The following is an 18,460-nucleotide window of genomic DNA, read 5'->3' as shown; positions in this document are numbered from 1 at the left end:
CCGTAACGGCCCAAGTCTGGCCAGCGGCCCGGCGGGGACCTACCCCTGTCGCCCCCTAACCGGACCCCGGTTCCCGGCCGCGTGCGGGCCCTCCGGCGGGCCGGCGCGGTGATGATGGGCACGCCCCGAGGACGCCGCGTACCACCGCCGACAGTCGAGGTGCCATGGAACGCTCCTGGTTGTTCGCCGACCTCGCCGTGCCCGGCGGGGGATGCGTCGACGCGCGGGCGGCCGAGCTGGTCGGCACGGTGCTGGCGGGGCTGGTGTCCGAGCTGCGCGCCGCCGACCCGGACGGATGCTGGTTCTTCGACCGGCTCGACTCCCCCGGTGCGACCCGGCTGCGGCTGGGTCTGCACGCCGGGTCCGCCGCGCTGGACCTGGCACGGGACCGGCTCGGCCCGTCGGCCCGGCCGGTGCCACCGGCGTACGCGGTGCGCGACCCGGCCCGGGGCGGACCGCTCGCCCATGCCGGCAGCGAGGTGGCGCTGGGTCTGCTCGGCGGTGAACCACCGTGGCTGGCCGGGTTGGAGCTGCCGCTCGCGGTGGCGCACCTGCGGCACCTGTGCGGGCTGTTGCCGGCCGGCGACCGGGCGGCCTTCCTGTTCCTGCACTGGCAGGACCGCAGTCGCACGCTGACCGGGGCGCAGCGCCGGGACCTCGCCGCGCAGGCGCACGCCGGCGCCGACAAGATCGTGCTGGCCGCCGCCGACCTGCCGCTCGCCGACGACCCGGTCTCGGCGGCCTGGCGGCGCTACCTGGACCGGGTCACCGAGCTGGTGGCCGAGGACCATCCGGCCGCGCCGCGCGGTTTCCTGATCGCCGAGCACGCCCAGCTCAGCCATCGTCGCTGGGGCATCGACCCGGCCGTCGACTCGCTGGCCGCGCTGGCGTTGCGGCTGACCGGGCACATCGTCGCCGCACCACCGGGGAGAGTCGGATGACCGTCGTGGAACGGGTCGACGTGGCACTGGGCGACCGGGCGTACCCGGTGCTGGTGGGCCCGGGCGTGCGGCACCGGCTGGCCGCGGAGGTGGCGCGGATCGGGGCCCGCCGGGTCGTGGTGGTCTCGGCCCGGCCGCCGGAGTGGACGCCCGACCCGGGCGTGCCGCACCGGGTGGTGCCGGCCCGCGACGGCGAGCACGACAAGACGCTGGCCACCGTGGAGGCGCTGTGCCGGGCGTTCGCCGAGTTCGGGTTGTCCCGCGCCGACGCGGTGGTCTCCTGCGGCGGCGGCACCACCACCGACGTGGTCGGCCTGGCCGCCGGCCTCTACCACCGGGGCGTCGCGGTCATTCACCTGCCGACGTCGCTGCTGGCCCAGGTGGACGCCAGCGTGGGCGGCAAGACGGCGGTGAACCTGCCGGAGGGCAAGAACCTGGTCGGCGTCTACTGGCAGCCGCGTGCGGTGCTCTGCGACACCGACTACCTGGGCACGCTGCCGGAGGTGGAGCGGCGCAACGGCTACGGCGAGATCGCCCGCGCGCACTTCATCGGCGCCGGCGACCTGCGCGGCCGGACGGTGACCGAGCAGATCACCGCGTGCGTGGCGCTCAAGGCCCGGGTGGTCGCCGCCGACGAGCGCGACGCCGGGCTGCGGCACATTCTCAACTACGGTCACACGCTCGGTCACGCGTTGGAGCGGGCCACCGACTTCCGGCTGCGGCACGGCGAGGCGGTCGGCGTGGGCACCGTGTTCGCCGGGCGGCTGGCCGGGCGGCTCGGTCGGATCGACGCCGACCGGGTTGCCGAGCACCACGAGGTGGTGGCCGGCTACGGTCTGGACACGGCGTTGCCGTCCGGGGTGGACGCGGACGAGCTGATCGCGTTCATGCGTCGCGACAAGAAGTCCACCGCCGGCCTCACCTTCGTGCTGGACGGCCAGGCCGGCCCGGAGCTGGTCGCGGACGTGCCGGAGACCGAGGTCCGCGCCGCCCTGGCCGAGATGTAGGCGGACGGGACTCGGGGGCGATCCGCGACGTAGGTGGGTCGAGGCCCGGCACTCGGGCGTGTCGGCGTCGGGGAAGGAAATCACTCAGGAGCAATATGACCGCAGGGCATAATTATGACCTGAAGGTATATCGCTTCGTTGCGGGCATTTCCTGGTGACCCTCACGCACCGTGACGCTCGGGTGACCGCGCCCACCCTCACCACCGCCCCGGGGTCGTGCCTCAGCGCACCGCCGGGCAGTGCGTCAACAGTTCTTCGGGCTTGTGCGCGACCAGGTCGGGGCCGGCCGCCAGCAGCGCGGTCACGTCACCGCCGTGCCAGGTGGTGGCCACCGTGGTCACGCCGGCGTCCCGGCCGCTGGTCAGGTCCGTGATCGCGTCACCGACCATCATGGCCACGCCGGGCGGCATGTCGAGCAGTTCCAACGCGCGCAGCACGATGTCCGGCGCCGGCTTCGGGCGGGGCACCTCGTCCGAGCCGATCACGTGGTCGAAGAGCGCGAGCACGCCGAGCAGGTCCAGCAGGGAGCGGGCACGGGGGCCGCTCTTGCCGGTGGCGACCGCCATCCGGACGCCGCGCTCGTGCAGCGCCTCCAGCGTCTCGCGGACGCCGGGGAACAACGGCACCCGGTGCGCCAGCCGGTAGCTCTCCCGGACGAACGGCGCCTCCATCTCCAGCGGCAGCCCCATCAGCCGCATGATGTCCGGGAAGTACCGGCCCATGTGCTTGTTGTACTCCTCGAACGGCGCCGGTCCACCGCCCACCACCTCGGCGTACGCGACGCTGAACGCCTCACGCATCACCGCCGAGCTGTCGACCACGACCCCGTCGAGGTCGAACACGACCGCGCGGATCGGGCCCGTACGCCGGGCGAGGACGGTGGCGCCGGCGGTCGACGGCGGCTGGCTCATGGCTGCTCCCGAAGGTGAGGTCGCCCGGTGGTTCTCACCGGTCGCGCGCTCCCGCCAGCGCGGGCACCGGCGGGGTCGGCCGGGCGCAGCGGTAGACACGTTCGATGGCGTCGATGGTGCGGCGGGCGTCGGCGGCGGCCACGCCCCGGCTGGCCTCGTCGGCGAGCAGGCCGGGCAGCGCGTCGAGCTGGCGGTCGTACTCGGCGCCGATGGTCTCGGCGGCCAGCGGCAGCGCGACGGTCTCGCCGTCACGGGTCCGGGTCAGCTCCGGCGCGTCGACCCGGTTCGGGCTGAACCCGAACGTGCAGCGCAGCGTCGCCGAGCCGTGGGCGCCGTGCACGGAGATGGTGGTGCGGTCCGTCGCCTCGTGCGACGCCCAGCAGGCGTGCAGCGCGGCGGACGCGCCGTCGGCGGTGAGCAGGAACGCGCGGGCGGTGTCCTCGACGTCGCCGCGTCCACCGGGCCCGGCAGTGCCGCGCCAGGCGGCCTGCGCGGCGCCGTCGTTGACGAAGTCGTCGGAGACGCTGCCCACCGCGTGCGCGATCGGCGCCGGGCCGAGCAGCGGCAGCACCGTGTCGAGCAGGTGCCAGCCCAGGTCGACGAGCGCGCCGCCGCCGGAGAGGTCCCGCCGGGTGAACCAGCCGCCGGCGTCGGGCACGCCCCGGGCGCGTACCCAGGCGACGTCGACGTGCCGGACCGGCCCGAGGTCGACCACGGCCCGCAGCAGGGCCCGGACGTCGGCGCGGTAGCGGGCGGCGCTGCCGGCCAGCAGCACCGCGCCACCGGCGCGTTCGGCGTCGGCCAACTCGTCGGCCTCGGCGGAGGTGAGGCAGACCGGCTTCTCCAGGAACACCGGTACGCCCCGGCGCAGCAGCCGGGCCGCCACGGTGGCGTGCAGGTGGTTGGGGACCGCCACCACCACCAGGTCGGCGGCGTCGGCGGGCAGGTCGGCCACGTCGGCGTACGCGTCGGGCACGCCGTGCGCGGCGCGGGCCCGGTCCCGGGCGGCGGCGTCCGGGTCGACCACGGCGGTCACCGTGAACCGCTGGTGCGCGGCGAGCCGGGGCAGCCAGATCTGCCGCCCGGCCCAGCCGAGACCGGCCACCGCGACCCGGACGGTACGCCCCGGCGCGGCGGCCGGCTGCGGCCCGGTCATCCGGCCAGCACGTCGGCGAGCACGGCGGCGATCTGGTGCATCTGCTCTTCGGTGCCGAGCAGCGTGCGGTGGTGCAGCCAGACGCAGTCGGCGTGGATCTGCTCGACGTTCGGGCACCGCTCGGCGATCTGCTCGACGGTCTCGTCCGGCGCGCCGGCCAGCCAGAAGCCGTCGCAGCGATAGATGGCGCGGAACGCGACGAACGCCGGGATGCCCCGGGCGATCAGCTCGTCGACCACGACCCGGCGGCGTTCCGACGTGATGCCGGGGATCCGGAACATGGCCATGTAGTGCGGGTTGCGGTCGCCGCGCGGGTCGCGCCCCTGCGGCACCACGCCGGGGATCTCGGCGAGCAGGCTCGCCAGCAGCGGCCAGCGCTGTTCGCGCACCGCGATCTGGCCGTCCAGGCGGGACAGTTGGGCGCGCAGCACGGCGGCGCTGAACTCGTTCATCCGGTAGTTCGAGCCGGTGGTGCGGTGCAGGTAGTCCCGGTCGGTGCGGGGCCGGCCGCAGCTGTGCACCAGGAACGCCTTCTCGTAGCTCTCCTCGTCGGGGAAGAGCACCGCGCCGCCCTCGCCGGCGGTCATCAGCTTGCCGTTCTGGAAACTGAACGCGGCGACGGAGCCGAGTTCACCGACCCGCTTGCCCTGCCACTGTGCGCCGTGCGCGTGCGCGGCGTCCTGGAGCACCGCGACGCCGGCGTCGGAGGTGATCTTGTCGAGCGCGTCCATGTCGGCGAACTGCCCGGCCATGTGCACCGGCATCACCACCCGGGTCCGGTCGGTGATGGCGGCGGCCACCGCGTCCGGGTCGACGCAGTAGGTGTCCAGGTCCACGTCGACCGGCACGGCCACCGCGCCGAGGCGCTGCGCGGCCAGCGACGACGAGATGAACGTGAAGGCCGGGACGATCACCTCGGTGCCCGGTCCGACGCCCAGGACCTCAAGCGCCACCTCCAGCGCGTGCGTGCCGTTGGTGACGGCCAGCGCGTGCGCCGACCCGTGGTACGCGGCGAACTCGGCCTCGAACGTGTCGACCTCGTTGCCTCCGACACGCCACCACTGGCCCTGCTCCAGGGCCCGGATGAGGCCGGTCCGTTCCTCGTCGCCGAACTGCGGCCACTCGGGGAACTCCGGCGCCGACAGATCACTCATGATGTCTGACTCCCTGATCCAGATTGGAACGGCCCGGCAGGACGCTAACCGAGCCGACACGGCGCTGACCTCCCCTAACGGCCCCTAGCCGCCCCTAACCGCCCCCTGCCGACGGGGGTCCGCACCGGGGACGGGGTCGATACTCCGATGACCTGTCGTCGTCCGATTCCGGTGAGGTGCAACGTGCCCGAGGTGCTCCTGCTCAACGGCCCGAACCTGGGCATCCTCGGCAAACGGGAACCGGAGATCTACGGCACCGACACGGTGGCGGACATCGAGCGGGCGGTCGGCGAGGAGGTCGCCGGGCGGGGGTGGCGGGTCGTCGCGAGGCAGCACGACTGCGAGGGCGAGATGATCCGTACCATCCAGGACAGTTATGAGACGGTGGGTGCGATCGTGAACCCGGGCGCGTTGATGATCGCCGGTTGGAGCCTGCGCGACGCGCTGGCCAACTATCCCCACCCGTGGCTGGAGGTCCACCTCTCCAACGTGTGGGCCCGGGAGAGTTTCCGGCACGACTCGGTGCTCGCCCCGCTGGCCTCGGGGGTGATCGTGGGCCTCGGTGCGCTCGGCTACCGGTTGGCGGCCCGCGCGCTCGTCGCGACCGTGCCCTGACCGTCCACCCCGTCGCACCCGTACCGGTCGTCCGCCGCGGCGACCCGACCCCCGAGGAACACCGTGACCGTCGCGATCATCGTTCTCACCATCCTGCTGGCCATCATCCTGATTCCGCTGGCCGTGCAGAAGCTCACCGGCAACGCGCAGATGCGCGAGCGGATGTCGCACCTCGGCGTCTCCGCCGGGCTGACCCGCGTCATCGGCCTGCTGGAGCTGGCCGGCGTCGCCGGGCTGCTGCTGGGCCTGAAGTTCTGGCAGCTCGGCGTGGCCGCCGCGGTGGCGATCACCGTGCTGCTGATCGCCGCCGTGGCCTACCACCTGCGCGCCAAGGACGACGGCAAGGTGATCATGGTGCCGCTGTTCTTCGCGTTCGCCTCGGCCGCGCTGGCGTTCCTGCACCTGCTGGCGCACTGAGGCCGGCGTGACGGGCGGGCCGGGCGCCGCGCTGCTGGGCGTCGACGTCGGGGGCACCAAGGTCGCGCTGCGCGCCGAGGCGGCCGGCCGGCCCGCGTACGAACGGATCGTCACCTGGCCGGCCGGCGCGGACCCGGCCGCCGACCTGGCCGTGCTGGCCGCCGAGGTGGCCGCGCTGCGCGCCGGCTTCGGCCCGGTCGACGCGGTCGGCGTGGCCATGCCGGCGACCGTCGACCGGGCCGGCGTGGTCGTGGCCTGGCCCGGCCGGCCGAGCTGGGTCGGCCTGGACCTGGCCGGCGCGCTGCGTGGCCTGTTCCCCGACACCCCGACCGGGTACGCCGACGACGGCGACCTGGCGGCGCTGGCCGAGGCCCGGCACGCGGGCCGCGACGACGTGCTCTATCTCGGAGTCGGCACCGGTGTCGGCGGCGGGCTCGTGCTCGGCGGGCGCAACGCCCCGGCCGGCGCGTCCGCCGAGGTCGGGCACATGGTGGTCGACCTGGGTGGGGACCAGTGCGACTGCGGACGGTCCGGCTGCCTTCAGGCGCTCGCGTCGGGGCCGGCCACGCTGCGCCGCGCCGCCCGGCTGTGGGGCGGGCCGGTCGACCACCACCGGCTGCGCGCCGGGCTGGACGACGGCCGGCCGTGGGCGGTGGCGGCGATCGAGCCGGCCTGCGCCGCGCTGGCCGCCGCGGTGGTGAGCCTCGGCGAGCTGCTCGCCGCCGACCTGGCGATCGTCGGCGGCGGGTTCGCCACCGGCCTGCCCGGTTTCGTGCCGCTGGTCGCAGACCTCGCCGTCGGCCGTCCGGGGCGGCCCGCGCCCCGCGTCGTCGCCGCCGCGCTCGGCGGGCTCTCCTCGCTGCACGGCGCGCTCCACCTCGCCCGCGACCTCGCGGGCGTCCCGGTCCCGCCCGGGACCGGGGCTCGACCAAGGGAGAACAGCCAATGATCAGGATCGGGGTCGTCGCCGGCAGCACCCGCCCGGGCCGCAAGGCCGACGCGGTGGCGCGCTGGGTGTGCGACATCGCCGCCGCGCGGGCGGACGTCGACGCGGAACTCGTCGACCTGGCGGACCATCCGCTGCCCCACTTCGCCGAGCCGCTGCCCCCGTCGATGGCGCCGTCGAGCCGACCGGCGATCCGCCGGTGGGGCGCGGTCGTCGGCGCGCTGGACGCGTTCGTCTTCGTCACCCCGGAGTACAACCACTCGATCCCGGGCGTGCTCAAGGACGCGATCGACGTGCTCTACCAGGAGTGGCACCACAAGCCGGCCGGGCTGGTCGGCTACGGGGCGCACGGCGGCACCCGGGCCGCCGAGCACCTGCGGCTGGTGCTCGGGCAGGTGTCGGTGCCGGTGGTCCGCTCCCAGGTGGCGCTCTCCCTGCACACCGACTTCGTGGCGTTCCGCGACTTCCGCCCCGGCCCGCACCAGCGGGAGGCGGTCGGCACCATGCTCGACGAGGTGGTGGCCTGGGCGGGCGCGCTGCGGACGCTGCGCCGCCCGCAACCGGTGCGATGATCGCGATCGGCGGTGCCACCCGCCTCTACGCGCTGCTCGGCGACCCGATCGCACAGGTACGCGCGCCCGGCCTGCTCAACCCGGTGCTGGCCCGGCGGGGCACGGACGCGGTGCTGGTGCCGGTGCACGTGCCCGCCGCCGCGCTGCCGGAGGTGGTGGCCGGGCTGCGGCAGGTGGCCAACCTGCACGGCATGCTGGTGACCGTGCCGCACAAGGCGGCCCTGCTCGACCTCGCCGACCGGGCCACCGACCGGGCCCGGCGGGCCGGCAGCGTCAACGCGTTGCGTCGCGAGCCGGACGGCACCTGGTCGGCGGACACGTTCGACGGCGACGGGTTCGTCCGCGGGCTGGTCGCGGCCGGACACGACCCGCGCGACCGGCGGGTCTGCGTGGTGGGCGCCGGCGGCGCGGGCAGCGCCATCGCGGTGGCGCTGCTCGACGCCGGGGTGGCCGCCCTGCACCTGGCCGACACCGACCCGGCCCGGCTGGCCGCGCTCGGCGGGCGGCTGTCGGCCGCGTACCCCGGCCGGGTCGATGCGGCGTCCCGGCCGCGACTGGCCGACGCCGACCTCGCGGTCAACGCGACGCCGGTGGGGCTGCGCCCGACCGACCCGCCGCCGTTCCCGGTGTCGGAGCTGCCGGCGCGGGCGGTGGTCGCGGACATCATCATGACCCCGGCGGAGACGACGCTGCTGCGCGCCGCTCGCGACCGGGGCCTGCCCGCGCATCCCGGTGAGCCCATGCTGACCCACCAGATCGACGGCTACCTCGACTTCTTCGGCCTCTGAGTCACAACGGCGCGAGACGCGCCCTGAGCAGGCAGAACTCGTTGCCCTCGGGGTCGGCGAGGACGTGCCAGGACTCCTCGCCGGTCTGGCCGACGTCGACCGGTCGGGCGCCGAGCCTCAGCAGGCGGTCGAGTTCGGCGTCCTGGTCGCGGTCGGTGGCGTTGACGTCGATGTGCAGGCGGGGTTTCGCCCGCTCCGGCTCGGCCGTGGGGCTGAGGATGATCGTCGGCTGCGGGCCGCCGAACCCGTCGCGCGGCCCGATCTCGATGCTGCCGTCGCCCTCGCGGTCGAGCACCACGAAGTCGAGGACCTCGCACCAGAACCGCGCCAGCGCCTCCGGGTCACGGCAGTCGAGCACGAGTTCACTGATGCGGCAGGCCATGCGCGCCAGCCTGCCGGAGGCTCGCCCGGCCCGCCACCGAGTTATCCGTCGGCTCCGGCGGTCAGGCGTTTGGTGATGCGGATCAGCACCTCGCCCGGTGGCCCGGGGACGAAGGCGACCGCGTCGGCGAGCGCGGCGATCAGGGGCAGCCCGCGACCGCCGACCGTGAGCGGGTCGGGAAGCCCGGCGACGAGCACGCCACCGTCGGGGGCGCTGCCACGGTTGCCGACCTCCAGCCGGCAGACGTCGTCGTCGATGCGGATGGCGATGTCGACGGCGCTGTGCGCGTCACCGTGCATCACCGCGTTGGCGCACGCCTCGGTGATCAGCAGGGCCAGGTTGCCGCGGGCGTCCTCGGTGGCGTCGGTGAGACCCAGCAGGGTGACGAGCACCTGACGGGCGCGGGTCACGGAGGACGGCACACGCGGGAGCGACAGCGTCACGCGTATTCGCATCGCCTGGCTCCTTCCCGACCGGCCGTGACCCCGAACTGCTGGCGTCACACGCGGGCGGGATGTCCGGTGGTGACCGACACTACCCCAGGCCGTGGGTGTGGAAACGCCCCGGGGCGGCGGCTGGGCGTGCGGTTGCCGGGCGGCGGAATAGGGTGAAGGGGACCATCGGCGTACGGGAGGGTTTCGTGGGGTTGCTGCTGTCGGTCCGGCCCGGTCAGGGTTGCACCGTGGTCGAGGTGCGCGGCGAGCTGGACCTGGCGACGTCGCCGCAGCTGCACGAGGCGCTGCAACGGCTGGTGGACACCGGCGACCGTCAGGTGGTGGTGGATCTGGCCGGGGTCGGGTTCATGGACTCCAGCGGGCTGGGCGCGCTGGTGGTGGTGTTCCGGGCGCTGCGCGAGACCGGCGGCCGGCTGGTGCTGGCCGCGGTGCGACCCCCGGTGCGAAATGTGCTGGCGGTCACGTCGGTGGACCGGGCGATCCGGGTCTACGACAGCGTGCCGGAGGCCGAGGCCGGGCTGTCGTCCACGGGCGACCCGACGGGTCGGTAGGTCAGTCGGGCAACCCGCCGCTGGCGCGCTCTTGGTCGGCGCCGGCGCTGGTCCGCCGCTCCTCGTCGTGCCCGCCGTGCCAGTCGAGGATGAACAGGGTGGCGTCGTCGGCGAGCGTCCCGCCGCTGACCTCGAGCACCGCGTCGGCCAACGCGCGGACGGCCTCGCGCGGGTGCAGCTCGGCGAGCGACCGCAGGATGGCCGGCAGGTCCAGGTGGGCCGCGTGGCGCTCCCGCATCCCGTCGGTCACCACCACCAGCCGGTCGCCGGGCTCCAGCGCGACCTCGCCGGCGTGATAGTCGGCCTCCGGGAACATGCCGAGGGGAAAGTTGGCGGGCGACGCGAGCGTCCGGGTTTCCCCGTCGCGCACCAGCAACGGCGGCACGTGCCCGGCGTTCAGCAGCGCGCACACCCCGGTCCGCAGGTCGAGCCGGCCGAGGACCGCGGTGAGGTAACTGCCCCGCACGGTGGCGTGGTCGGCCACGTCGGTGTTCGCGGCGACCGCCTGCTCCACCAGGGCGGCCCCCCGACGCCGACTGTTACGCAGACTGCCGACGCCCAGCGTGGCCGTCAACGCGCTGGTCACCCCGTGGCCCATCGCGTCGGTGACGCTGAAGTGCAGCACGTCACGGGCCACGCTGTAGTCGAACGTGTCCCCGCCGATGCTCGCCGCCGGCTCCAGCCAGCCGGACAGCGTGAACCCGCTCGCCTCGCAGGTGAACGAGGCGGGCAGCAGGCGGCGTTGGATCTCGCCGGACAGCGTGAACGGGGTGGTGCGCTGCCCCCACTCGAACAGGTCGGTGTACCGGCGGTTGGCGATCACCACGAACGCCAACACGTGCGCGGTGCGGGCGATCTCCGCCAGGACGGGCGGGGCCGGCTCGTCCGGCAGGACCATTTCGAGCAGCCCGATCGCCTCACCACGATCGGTCACCGGCGCCAGCACCGCCCACCCGTCGGGCCGCGCGGCGACCCGCACCGTCTGGGTGCGCAGCGCCTGCTCGGCGGCCCCGCCGTCGAACGGCGTCACGGTGGCGACCTCCTGGCCGTCCCGGCGTTCCTCACCGGCCCCGACCAACGGCACGTGCGCCAGCCGGACCAGCGCCCGGCCGCTGAGGTCCGCGATCAGGAACGTGACGCTACGGGCGCCCAGCGCCGCCCCGAGTTCCCGGGTGACCGCCTCGACCGCCTCGACCGGTGAGGCGTTCTCGGCCGCCTCCAGCATGTGCGCCATGACCGGCTCTCGACTGCTGTCCACCCGAGGGAGCCTACGAGATCCGGCCGGGCGACGCCGGGCGCGGTGATACCCGGGGCGGTCTCAGCCGTGGCGGTCGGACGCGGTCATGTCCCCGGTGCCCGGCGTGCCGTCGGCCAGCCCGTAGCGCAGGTAGACGGTGCCCTTGAGGTTGGCGACCGGCGGTTCGAGGAGCGTGACGTTGGTGGGCACCGCACCGCCGTCGAACACCTTCTTGCCGACGCCCAGCACGATCGGGTGCACCCAGAGGTCGATCCGGTCGAACAGCTTCTCGCGCAGCAGCGTCTGCACCAGGTTCAGGCTGCCGACCACCTTCACGTGCTCGTGCCGGTCCCGCACCTCGCGTACCGCCGATGCCAGGTCCGGGCCGAGCACCCTGGACCCCCGCCACGACAGGTCGGGCCGGCCCCGGGAGGCCACGTACTTCGGGACGCGGTTGAACAGCGTGGCGATCTCGTTGTCCTCGCCGCCCTCCTGGTGCGGCCAGTAGGCGGCGAAGATGTCGTACGTCCGCCGGCCGAGCAGCAGCGCGTCCGTGCCCTGGTACGCGGCCGTCACCTGCGCGCCGGTGGTCTCGTCCAGCAGCGGCGCCTGCCAGCCGCCGAACGGGAACCCCACCGGGTCCTCCTGCGGACCGCCGGGCGACTGCCCGACCAGGTCGAGGGTGGCGAACAGCTCGATGTGGATCAGTCCCATGGCCCGCGCTCCGGTTGTCTGGTCATCTCGGTCGGGGAGGTAGACCGGTGCCCCTCGCCGAACTCATCGCCTTCGGTGACCGGTAAAGCGGCCGGTGGAACACCACGGGTGTCAAACCGGGTCGGAGACACCCATGGTGTTCCACCCACGGCGGGTGTCAGGCGAGATTCTGTACGCGGCGTCACGATCTCCGTGCGACGGCCGGTTACCGCCGTTCGGGGAGCTGGGCGACGAACGGGCGCCACGTCGTCGGGCCGAATACGAGCACCGGACCGGACGGGTCCTTCGAGGAGGCCCGCGCGCCGTGGCGCTGAGGTTGCGGTGAGCGACTGCGGACAGCCGCACCACCCCGTACGCCCGGTAGCCCGGTGGGGCGGCCGGCGGCGTCACCGGGCCGCCGCGGCCCGGCGGACCAGGCGACGCGCCTCGTCCGGTGGGAGGCCGGTGGCGCGGAGCACGTCGTTGGCAGCGGTCCGGAGCTGCGACACCACGATGGTGCCGGAGAAGCCGATGTCCTGCCGGCACGCCGCGCCCGCGTCACGGACCGCCCGCAACACCCGGTCCCGGGCGGCGACCGGCTCCCGGGCGGCCAGGAACTCCCGGTGCAGCAACCGGATCGCCGCGCCGAAGTGCTCCAGCGCGGCCGGCAGGTCGGCCGGCACCGGCTCGTCGTCGCGCAGCGCGGTGCCGACGCGACGGACCAGCGCGCGGCTGTTGCGGAACGCCCGGTCCAGGTGTTCGGCGCCGCGCCGGTACGCGGTCAGCGCCCGCCGCCGGCGCCGGCGCACCGGGGAGAACCGGACCACCTCGTCGGCGGCGGCCACCACCTCGTCGATCCGGGCCAGTTCCGGCTCGGCGGCGCGCATCCGGGCCAGCACCGCGTCGGCGGCCCGCACGTCGCCGGCAGCCAGCGCCTCCGCCGAGGCGGTCATCTCCCGGGCGAACGTGTCGAGCGCCGAATCGGCGACGCGGCGTACCGTGCGCAGCGGGTTCAGCGGCGCGAGCACCAGCACCACCAGCAGGCCGACCACGCCGCCGACCAGCGCGTTGACGGTCCGGGGCAACTCCAGGTCGGGCGAGACCGGGGTGAGCGTGGCGACCAGCACCGCCGTACCGCCGGCCTGGGTGACCAGCGCGCCGGTGCCGCGCACCAGCACCGCGGCGCCGACCGCCAGGAACACGATGACACCGGTCTGCCACGGCCCGGTGCCCAGCAGGTGGATCAGCACGTCCCCGACGACGATGCCGAGGACCACGCCGACGACCAGCTCGACGGTGCGTCGGGTTCGCCCGCCCAGCGCGGCGGCGATGACACCGACCGCCGCGGCGGGCGCGAACGTCGGGTCCGGGTTGCCGAGCACCTCGCGCGCGACCAGCCAGGACAGCGCCGCGGCCAGACCGGCCTGCACCGCCACGATGAGGTACGTGCGCAGCCGCTCCACGCCGGCCCGTCCGGCCCGGCGCACCCGGTCGCCGACTGCCCGCATGCGCCGGGGTACCCGCCGTCACCCCGTCGAACCGCCCGCCGGGTACGCCATCGTGCCGGTCAGCGCCAGCACGCCCGGCAGCCGGGTGTCCTGGCGCAGGAACTGCACCACCACCGGCACCGGGGACCGCAGCACGCAGCCGTACGGGCGGTCCAGCCGTACCGCCTCGGGGTCGATCAGGTCGTTGACCCGCACGTGACGGACCCGGCGGGCGGCGACCGGCAGCCGGTAGGGTCCCACCGGCTCGGCGTCCTCGTAGTAGAAGTCGAGCGTCAGCTCGGCGTCGTCGTCGCCGGCGTTGAGCACGCAGAGCTGGTCGAAGCCGGTGAACGCCGGCTCCGGCCCGTGCGCGGGAAACGGCACGTGTCCGCCGGGCACCACCCAGACCCGGGCGCCGATCGGCCCGGTCACGGCTCCACCAGCAGTCGGGCCAGGTCGGGGGTTAGGAACACCCCGTCCGGGTCGAGTCGACGCCGCACCGCCTGGAAGTCGTCCCACCGGGGATAGAGGGGACGCAGCTCCCGCGCGCCGAGCCAGTGCTTCTTGCCCCAGTGCGGTCGTCCGCCGTGGTGCCGGAAGACGGCCTCCATGTCCCGGAAATACTCCTCGTACGGCAGCGAGGTGTTCTGGAGGCAGGCGATCGTGGTGGTGGGCCGGCCGTAGGCGTTGCTGAGCCAGATGTCGTCCGGCGCGATGGTACGCACCAGCACCCGCCAGCCGGCCGCCCGCCGGTGCCGGTCACGGATCCGGCGGCGGACCTCCGCGAAGCAGGCCGGGAACGCCTCCGACGGCAGCATGTACTCGATCTCCTCGAAGCGCAGCTCCCGGTGTCGGGGAATGGTGCGGTGGGTCGGCCCGACCTGGCTCTGCCGGGGCTCGCCGCCCGGCGTACGGGACGTCGACAGGTGGTGCGCCCCGTCGACCCGGTTGATCACCCGGATCTGCGTCCGGTCGCTGCGCGGGTACCAGTAGAAGTCCATGTTGCGGTTGGTGTGCTGGAGGTCGGCGAGGTGGTCCAGCGTCCAGTCCAGGTGTGCGCACCAGGAACGCCGGTGCAGGTCGTAGCGCGGCTGGACGGCGAGTGTGACCCGGGTGACCACGCCGAGCGCGCCGAGGGAGAGCGCGACGGCCGGCAGCAACTCCGGGTCCTGGTCCGCGGTGACGTCAAGCGTCTCCCCGGTGCCGGTGACCAGGCGTACGCCGGTGAGCTGGGTGCTCAGGTTCCCGAAACCCAGCCCGGTGCCGTGGGTGCCGGTGGCGGTCGCCCCGGCGATCGACTGGTAGTCGACGTCGCCCAGGTTGTCCATCGCGAGCCCGGCGTCGTAGAGCCCCTCGCCGAGCGCCCGGAGCGTGGTGCCGGCCCAGGCGGTGGCGCGTTGCCCGTCGTCGGAGAGCACCCCGGCGAGCCGGTTCAGGCCGAGCAGGATCCCGTCGGTACGCACCAACGGGCTGGACGAGTGCCCCGAGCCGACCGGCCGGATCGTCGTGCCGGTCTCCCGGGCCCGGCGCACCAGCGCGCCGACCTCGTCCTCGTCGGCCGGTTCGACCCATTCCGCCGGGGTGAACGAGAGGCTCCCGGACCAGTTCACGAACGGGCGTGTCACCTCGCTCCCTCCCCGACGCCGTTCCGGGCCGCATACCCGCGCCCACCCCCGGTAGTCGTGTGCCGGATCGGGACCCCGCCGGGAACCAGGCGGGCGGCCCGGACGACTATCCCTACATGGTGTGTGAGCAGTGGCGGGAGATCCTGTCGGCCCAGTTGGACGGTGAGGCGTCCCGGTCGGAGCGCGAGGCGGCCGAGGCGCACCTGGCCGGCTGCGCCGGCTGCCGGGGCTGGTTCGACTCCGCCGCGGCGGTCACCCGCCGGGCCCGTACCCAGCTCGCCCCACAGGTGCCCGATCTGGTGGCGTCCGTGCTGGCCGCCGCGCCGCCGCCGCGGCCGAGCCGCCGCCGGCGGGTGGCGCTCGGGCTCCGCGCGGCGCTCGGCCTGCTCGGCGCGGTGCAGTTGGTGCTGGGCCTGGCACAGATCGGCCGGGAGGCGGTGGTCGCCCACGCGCACGCCGCCGGCCAGCACCTGTGGCACGAGTCGGCGGCGTGGAACGTGGCGGTGGGCGCCGGTTTCCTCTACGTGGCGGTGCGCCGGTCCACCCCGTCCGGCCTGTTGCCGATGCTCAGCGCGTTCGTCGCCACACTGGTGCTGCTGTCGGTGAACGACCTGATCACCGGGCAGGTGGCGATGACCCGGCTGGTCAGCCACGGTTTCCTGCTGGTCGGCTGGGCGGTGATGCTGGTGCTGTCCCGACCCTGGTGGCATCCCGGGGACACGCCGCCCGGACGGGGTCGGTCGACCGGCTCACGCTGGACGCTGCGTGCCGAGGAGCCGGCCGCGCCGACGCCGCTGCGGCTGGTGCCGCCCGGCCCGTACGCCGCGCAGGCCCGCGACCGCCGCGCCGCCTGACCCGCGAGCGGCCCGCCCGGGTGGCTCAGCGGGCGCGGCGGCCTCGGGTGTCCCCGGCCCAGGCGGCGACCAGGTCCTCGCGGGCGCGGGCGACCCGCGACCTGATGGTGCCGACCGGGCAGCCGCACACCTCGGCCGCCTCGGCGTAGGAGAGGCCGAGCACCTGGGTGGCGACGAACGCCTCCCGGCGGTCCGGGGCGAGCCCGGCGATGAGTCCGCGCAGCGCCACCCCGTCGTCCCCGCCGGCGGTCACCGCCCCGGCCGCCTCGGCGGCGGTCTGCCAGTCGGGCAGCGCGGCCACCCGGGGGCGGGCGGTCGCGGCCCGTACGTGGTCCACGGCCACCCGGCGGGCGATGGTGAAGATCCAGGTCCGGGCCGAGGAGCGGCCGGCGAATCCGGGCAGGCTGCGCAATGCGCGCAGGAACGTCTCCTGGGCGAGGTCCTCGGCATCGGCCGGCCCGGCCAGGTGGACCAGGAACCGCCACACCGGTCCCTGGAGCGCGCGGACGAACGCGGCGGCGGCCTGCTGGTCACCCCGGCCGGCCCGGTGCGCCCACCGGGTCACCTGGTCGTCGTCGGCGTCCGGGCTCATCGTGGGCCCGTCCGCGGGCCCGGCCCGGTCATGCCGGACGGTACGGATGCGGGGCTCGCTCGGTTCATCCCTGGCGTCCTCTCCGTCACCTGGCCACCGGCCGCGACGATCGGGGTGGCCCGATATTGGTCGGCCGGGGGACGGGAAAAGTTCCCGAGCGCCGGCGGTCAGTCGGCGACCGAAACCGCGACCGGGCCGACCCGCAGGACGCCGTCGGTGAGCGGGGCGCAGCGGACACCGCCCCGGCGGCGCAGCGCCTTCCAGGTGCCGGGCGCGACCACCACGTCCAGCCAGGCGCACGGCGGCGCGGCGCGGTGCACCCGCAGGCTGACCGGTCCGTCGCCGGAGTCCAGGGTGAGCACCCGCCCGACCAGCTCGTCCACCGCGATGCCGCTGGTCAGCACGTTGCGCCGGAGTTGGGTGAGATCGGCGCCGGCCGGCAGCGACTCCTGCGCGATCAGCGTGACGCTGGCGGCACGGTGCGCCGGCCGACCGAAGTAGCGGTCCCCGACGATGCCCAGCCCGGCGCGGAGCCGCACCTGGTCGACCAGTTCACCGGGAGGCGCCGGGGCCGGACCGTCCGCCGGCCGGCCCACGTAGCGGTGCACCGGCGAGGCCAGCAACTGGACGATGTGCGGCACGGCGACGACCGCGCTCAGGAGGGCTGCGGGGTGAGCAGGTAGTCGCCGTCGTCCGGGCTCCACCGCAGCTCCACCACCCCGCCGGTGGCAGCCGCCTTGCAGAACTGGAGGAAGCTGCGGTAACCCAGCTTCTTCTCGCTGAAGTCCGGCCGGGCGCGCCGGAGCTGGTCCTTCAGGCCGGAGAGCGCCACCGCGCCGGCCTCGTCGGCGAGGTCCACCACGACGGACCGGAGCAGCCCGAACGCGACCTCCCGGTCGCCCCGCTCGGGCAGCGACACCTCGGGGTCGCCCTTGGCCGGGCCGGCGGCCAGCTCCACCACGTTCGACGCGGCCAGGTGCCGCAGCAGCTCCCCGAAGGTACGGAAGCCGTAGTCGGACTCGCTGAACGTGGGGTCCTTGCGGAGCAGCGCGCGCTTCAGGCCGGAGGCGGTCACCTCGCCGCCGCCGCTGCCCTGCATGCCGGCGACGGTCTGCACGAGCAGGACGGCGAGCGTGTCGACGTCGCGCGGCGACTCCTCCTCACCCGGCGCGGTCTCCACCACCGGTTCGGGCGGAGGCTCCGCCACCGTCGGCCCGCCCGACCGGTTCGGGCGCACGCGGCGGGCGGCGGGCGGAGGCACGTCCACCCCTTCGAGGCGGTCGTAGTACAGGAACTCGTCGCAGGCCGGCGGCAGCAACGCCGAGGTCGACTTCTCCACCCCGACGCCGATCACCCGCTTGTTCAGCTCCCGCAGCTTGTGCACGAGCGGGGTGAAGTCGCTGTCCCCGGTGCAGATCACGAACGTCGAGATGTAGCCCCGTTCGAAGGCCAACTCGACCGCGTCCACGGCCATCTTGATGTCGGCGGCGTTCTTGCGGGAGAAGCCCATCCGCTGCGGGATCTCGATCAGCTCGACGTGCGACCGGGTCAGCATCCGCCGGTCCTCGTCGAAGTACGACCAGTCGGCGTACGCCCGGCGCACCACCACCCGGCCGCGTTCGGCCAGGGCGTCGGCGATCGGACGGAAGTCGAACGGCCGACCGCCGTGATGGTCGCGTACGCCCAGCGCCAGGTTCTCGTAGTCGAGGAACAGCGCGATCCGGTCTTCCTGATCCACGTCGGCCAGCCTAGCGGGGTCGGACCGGCGCGCCGGTCAGCGCCGCCGCTCGTCGCGGTAGAGGGTCTCCCGGCGGGCGACCCGCTGGATGGCGTAGCTGGCCACCAGGAGCGCCAGCGCGAGCACCACCTCGACCCCGGCGACCGTGCCGTTGGCGACGGTGAGGCCGAGCAGCAGCAGGATCAACCCGACCACGGCCAGCAGGCCCGCCAGCAGCAGCCGCGTACGCCGCCGCGCCGACCGGTCCCCGCCGCCTGTGCTCACCCCGCCCGCCTCTCCCCCGGCTCTCCCGTTCGAGCCTAGGCGCTGCCCGGCCCGGCGGTGGCGAATCCGGGACCG

General features: G+C 74.7%; 23 protein-coding genes. 9 read left to right on the top strand and 14 right to left on the bottom strand.

The genetic code is table 11. The features are described from left to right. Positions 1–164 precede the first annotated feature (164 nt). Together ACIA6B_RS01365 and ACIA6B_RS01360 are read left to right on the top strand one after the other, a co-directional pair. Positions 165–941, top strand: coding sequence for a hypothetical protein (locus ACIA6B_RS01365; RefSeq protein ID WP_396769788.1), 777 nt, complete (start codon positions 165–167; stop codon positions 939–941). Beyond that, positions 938–1,948, top strand: a complete 1,011-nt coding sequence (locus tag ACIA6B_RS01360) for a 3-dehydroquinate synthase family protein (RefSeq protein WP_396769786.1) — start codon at positions 938–940, stop codon at positions 1,946–1,948. Before ACIA6B_RS01365 ends, ACIA6B_RS01360 begins: the two co-directional genes overlap by 4 nt. 221 nt (positions 1,949–2,169) lie before the next feature. Here the strand turns inward: ACIA6B_RS01360 and ACIA6B_RS01355 are convergent, their stop codons facing one another. From ACIA6B_RS01355 to ACIA6B_RS01345, 3 genes are read right to left on the bottom strand one after another with little or no spacing between them, the layout of a single operon-like run. Then, on the bottom strand, positions 2,170–2,859 hold the full coding sequence (locus ACIA6B_RS01355; RefSeq protein ID WP_396769784.1) for an HAD-IA family hydrolase: 690 nt from the start codon (positions 2,857–2,859) through the stop codon (positions 2,170–2,172). A gap of 34 nt (positions 2,860–2,893) precedes the next feature. Continuing rightward, entirely contained in the window at positions 2,894–4,015 is a 1,122-nt protein-coding gene (locus tag ACIA6B_RS01350) for a Gfo/Idh/MocA family protein (RefSeq protein WP_396769782.1), read from the bottom strand. After that, on the bottom strand, positions 4,012–5,169 hold the full coding sequence (locus tag ACIA6B_RS01345) for a DegT/DnrJ/EryC1/StrS family aminotransferase (protein WP_396769780.1): 1,158 nt from the start codon (positions 5,167–5,169) through the stop codon (positions 4,012–4,014). The genes ACIA6B_RS01350 and ACIA6B_RS01345 overlap by 4 nt, the downstream gene beginning before the upstream one ends. Before the next feature lie 183 nt (positions 5,170–5,352). Between ACIA6B_RS01345 and ACIA6B_RS01340 the strand changes: the two genes are divergently transcribed. The 5 genes from ACIA6B_RS01340 to ACIA6B_RS01320 all read left to right on the top strand — a co-directional run bounded on the left by ACIA6B_RS01340 (position 5,353) and on the right by ACIA6B_RS01320 (position 8,507). Continuing rightward, positions 5,353–5,784, top strand: a complete 432-nt coding sequence (locus ACIA6B_RS01340; RefSeq protein WP_107161134.1) for a type II 3-dehydroquinate dehydratase — start codon at positions 5,353–5,355, stop codon at positions 5,782–5,784. Between the two features lie 63 nt (positions 5,785–5,847). Continuing rightward, on the top strand, positions 5,848–6,201 hold the full coding sequence (locus ACIA6B_RS01335) for a DoxX family protein (RefSeq protein ID WP_396769778.1): 354 nt from the start codon (positions 5,848–5,850) through the stop codon (positions 6,199–6,201). A gap of 7 nt (positions 6,202–6,208) precedes the next feature. Further along, positions 6,209–7,150: an ROK family protein gene (locus ACIA6B_RS01330; RefSeq protein ID WP_396769776.1), complete on the top strand. Its 942-nt coding sequence runs from the start codon at positions 6,209–6,211 to the stop codon at positions 7,148–7,150. Further along, positions 7,147–7,719, top strand: coding sequence for an NAD(P)H-dependent oxidoreductase (locus tag ACIA6B_RS01325; protein WP_357304707.1), 573 nt, complete (start codon positions 7,147–7,149; stop codon positions 7,717–7,719). Before ACIA6B_RS01330 ends, ACIA6B_RS01325 begins: the two co-directional genes overlap by 4 nt. Then, a complete protein-coding gene (locus ACIA6B_RS01320; RefSeq protein ID WP_396769775.1) occupies positions 7,716–8,507 on the top strand; it encodes a shikimate dehydrogenase family protein in 792 nt (263 codons plus the stop codon). Before ACIA6B_RS01325 ends, ACIA6B_RS01320 begins: the two co-directional genes overlap by 4 nt. A 1-nt stretch (position 8,508) precedes the next feature. Here ACIA6B_RS01320 and ACIA6B_RS01315 read toward each other — a convergent pair whose 3' ends face one another. Continuing rightward, positions 8,509–8,889: a VOC family protein gene (locus tag ACIA6B_RS01315; protein WP_396769773.1), complete on the bottom strand. Its 381-nt coding sequence runs from the start codon at positions 8,887–8,889 to the stop codon at positions 8,509–8,511. Positions 8,890–8,930: 41 nt separating this feature from the next. Next, on the bottom strand, positions 8,931–9,344 hold the full coding sequence (locus tag ACIA6B_RS01310) for an ATP-binding protein (protein ID WP_396769771.1): 414 nt from the start codon (positions 9,342–9,344) through the stop codon (positions 8,931–8,933). A 152-nt stretch (positions 9,345–9,496) separates the two neighbouring features. Here ACIA6B_RS01310 and ACIA6B_RS01305 point away from each other — a divergent pair, with 152 nt between their 5' ends. Beyond that, entirely contained in the window at positions 9,497–9,895 is a 399-nt protein-coding gene (locus tag ACIA6B_RS01305; RefSeq protein WP_396769769.1) for an STAS domain-containing protein, read from the top strand. 1 nt (position 9,896) lies between these two features. On the opposite strand, the gene ACIA6B_RS01300 is transcribed toward ACIA6B_RS01305, so the two are convergent. From ACIA6B_RS01300 to ACIA6B_RS01280, 5 genes are all read right to left on the bottom strand, one after another. Further along, positions 9,897–11,153 carry a PP2C family protein-serine/threonine phosphatase gene (locus ACIA6B_RS01300; protein ID WP_396769767.1) on the bottom strand — a complete coding sequence of 419 codons (1,257 nt, stop codon included), beginning with the start codon at positions 11,151–11,153 and terminating at the stop codon, positions 9,897–9,899. Positions 11,154–11,213: 60 nt separating this feature from the next. After that, positions 11,214–11,846, bottom strand: a complete 633-nt coding sequence (locus tag ACIA6B_RS01295; protein WP_396769765.1) for a dihydrofolate reductase family protein — start codon at positions 11,844–11,846, stop codon at positions 11,214–11,216. A 386-nt stretch (positions 11,847–12,232) separates the two neighbouring features. Further along, positions 12,233–13,333, bottom strand: a complete 1,101-nt coding sequence (locus ACIA6B_RS01290) for an FUSC family protein (protein WP_396769763.1) — start codon at positions 13,331–13,333, stop codon at positions 12,233–12,235. Between the two features lie 18 nt (positions 13,334–13,351). After that, positions 13,352–13,744: a sensory rhodopsin transducer gene (locus tag ACIA6B_RS01285; RefSeq protein ID WP_396769761.1), complete on the bottom strand. Its 393-nt coding sequence runs from the start codon at positions 13,742–13,744 to the stop codon at positions 13,352–13,354. Beyond that, positions 13,741–14,937 carry a D-arabinono-1,4-lactone oxidase gene (locus ACIA6B_RS01280; RefSeq protein WP_396769759.1) on the bottom strand — a complete coding sequence of 399 codons (1,197 nt, stop codon included), beginning with the start codon at positions 14,935–14,937 and terminating at the stop codon, positions 13,741–13,743. The genes ACIA6B_RS01285 and ACIA6B_RS01280 overlap by 4 nt, the downstream gene beginning before the upstream one ends. Positions 14,938–15,053: 116 nt before the next feature. On the opposite strand from ACIA6B_RS01280, the gene ACIA6B_RS01275 reads away from it, so the two are divergent. Then, entirely contained in the window at positions 15,054–15,791 is a 738-nt protein-coding gene (locus ACIA6B_RS01275; RefSeq protein ID WP_396770203.1) for a zf-HC2 domain-containing protein, read from the top strand. 25 nt (positions 15,792–15,816) lie between these two features. On the opposite strand, the gene ACIA6B_RS01270 is transcribed toward ACIA6B_RS01275, so the two are convergent. From ACIA6B_RS01270 to ACIA6B_RS01255, 4 genes are all read right to left on the bottom strand, one after another. Next, positions 15,817–16,383, bottom strand: a complete 567-nt coding sequence (locus ACIA6B_RS01270; protein ID WP_281940911.1) for a sigma-70 family RNA polymerase sigma factor — start codon at positions 16,381–16,383, stop codon at positions 15,817–15,819. Between the two features lie 167 nt (positions 16,384–16,550). Beyond that, positions 16,551–17,024 (bottom strand): molybdenum cofactor biosysynthesis protein, encoded by a 474-nt coding sequence (locus ACIA6B_RS01265; RefSeq protein ID WP_396769757.1) that lies wholly within the window; start codon positions 17,022–17,024, stop codon positions 16,551–16,553. 14 nt (positions 17,025–17,038) lie between these two features. Further along, positions 17,039–18,121 carry an NYN domain-containing protein gene (locus tag ACIA6B_RS01260; protein WP_396769755.1) on the bottom strand — a complete coding sequence of 361 codons (1,083 nt, stop codon included), beginning with the start codon at positions 18,119–18,121 and terminating at the stop codon, positions 17,039–17,041. A 36-nt stretch (positions 18,122–18,157) separates the two neighbouring features. Beyond that, positions 18,158–18,385, bottom strand: coding sequence for a hypothetical protein (locus ACIA6B_RS01255; protein ID WP_396769753.1), 228 nt, complete (start codon positions 18,383–18,385; stop codon positions 18,158–18,160). Positions 18,386–18,460: the final 75 nt, after the last annotated feature.

It is taken from the genome of Micromonospora sp. NPDC051141 (genome assembly GCF_044455765.1).
GTDB lineage: Bacteria > Actinomycetota > Actinomycetes > Mycobacteriales > Micromonosporaceae > Micromonospora.
This window is presented reverse-complemented; position numbering and strand designations above follow the sequence as displayed.

Excerpts from the sequence above, each read along its gene's own strand:
- ACIA6B_RS01365 (WP_396769788.1), top strand. The coding sequence starts at position 165 with ATGGAACGCTCCTGGTTGTTCGCCGACCTCGCCGTGCCCGGCGGGGGA.
- ACIA6B_RS01360 (WP_396769786.1), top strand. The coding sequence starts at position 938 with ATGACCGTCGTGGAACGGGTCGACGTGGCACTGGGCGACCGGGCGTAC.
- ACIA6B_RS01355 (WP_396769784.1), bottom strand. The coding sequence starts at position 2,859 with ATGAGCCAGCCGCCGTCGACCGCCGGCGCCACCGTCCTCGCCCGGCGT.
- ACIA6B_RS01350 (WP_396769782.1), bottom strand. The coding sequence starts at position 4,015 with ATGACCGGGCCGCAGCCGGCCGCCGCGCCGGGGCGTACCGTCCGGGTC.
- ACIA6B_RS01345 (WP_396769780.1), bottom strand. The coding sequence starts at position 5,169 with ATGAGTGATCTGTCGGCGCCGGAGTTCCCCGAGTGGCCGCAGTTCGGC.
- ACIA6B_RS01325 (WP_357304707.1), top strand. The coding sequence starts at position 7,147 with ATGATCAGGATCGGGGTCGTCGCCGGCAGCACCCGCCCGGGCCGCAAG.
- ACIA6B_RS01320 (WP_396769775.1), top strand. The coding sequence starts at position 7,716 with ATGATCGCGATCGGCGGTGCCACCCGCCTCTACGCGCTGCTCGGCGAC.
- ACIA6B_RS01315 (WP_396769773.1), bottom strand. The coding sequence starts at position 8,889 with ATGGCCTGCCGCATCAGTGAACTCGTGCTCGACTGCCGTGACCCGGAG.
- ACIA6B_RS01310 (WP_396769771.1), bottom strand. The coding sequence starts at position 9,344 with ATGCGAATACGCGTGACGCTGTCGCTCCCGCGTGTGCCGTCCTCCGTG.
- ACIA6B_RS01295 (WP_396769765.1), bottom strand. The coding sequence starts at position 11,846 with ATGGGACTGATCCACATCGAGCTGTTCGCCACCCTCGACCTGGTCGGG.
- ACIA6B_RS01290 (WP_396769763.1), bottom strand. The coding sequence starts at position 13,333 with ATGCGGGCAGTCGGCGACCGGGTGCGCCGGGCCGGACGGGCCGGCGTG.
- ACIA6B_RS01275 (WP_396770203.1), top strand. The coding sequence starts at position 15,054 with ATGGTGTGTGAGCAGTGGCGGGAGATCCTGTCGGCCCAGTTGGACGGT.
- ACIA6B_RS01270 (WP_281940911.1), bottom strand. The coding sequence starts at position 16,383 with ATGAGCCCGGACGCCGACGACGACCAGGTGACCCGGTGGGCGCACCGG.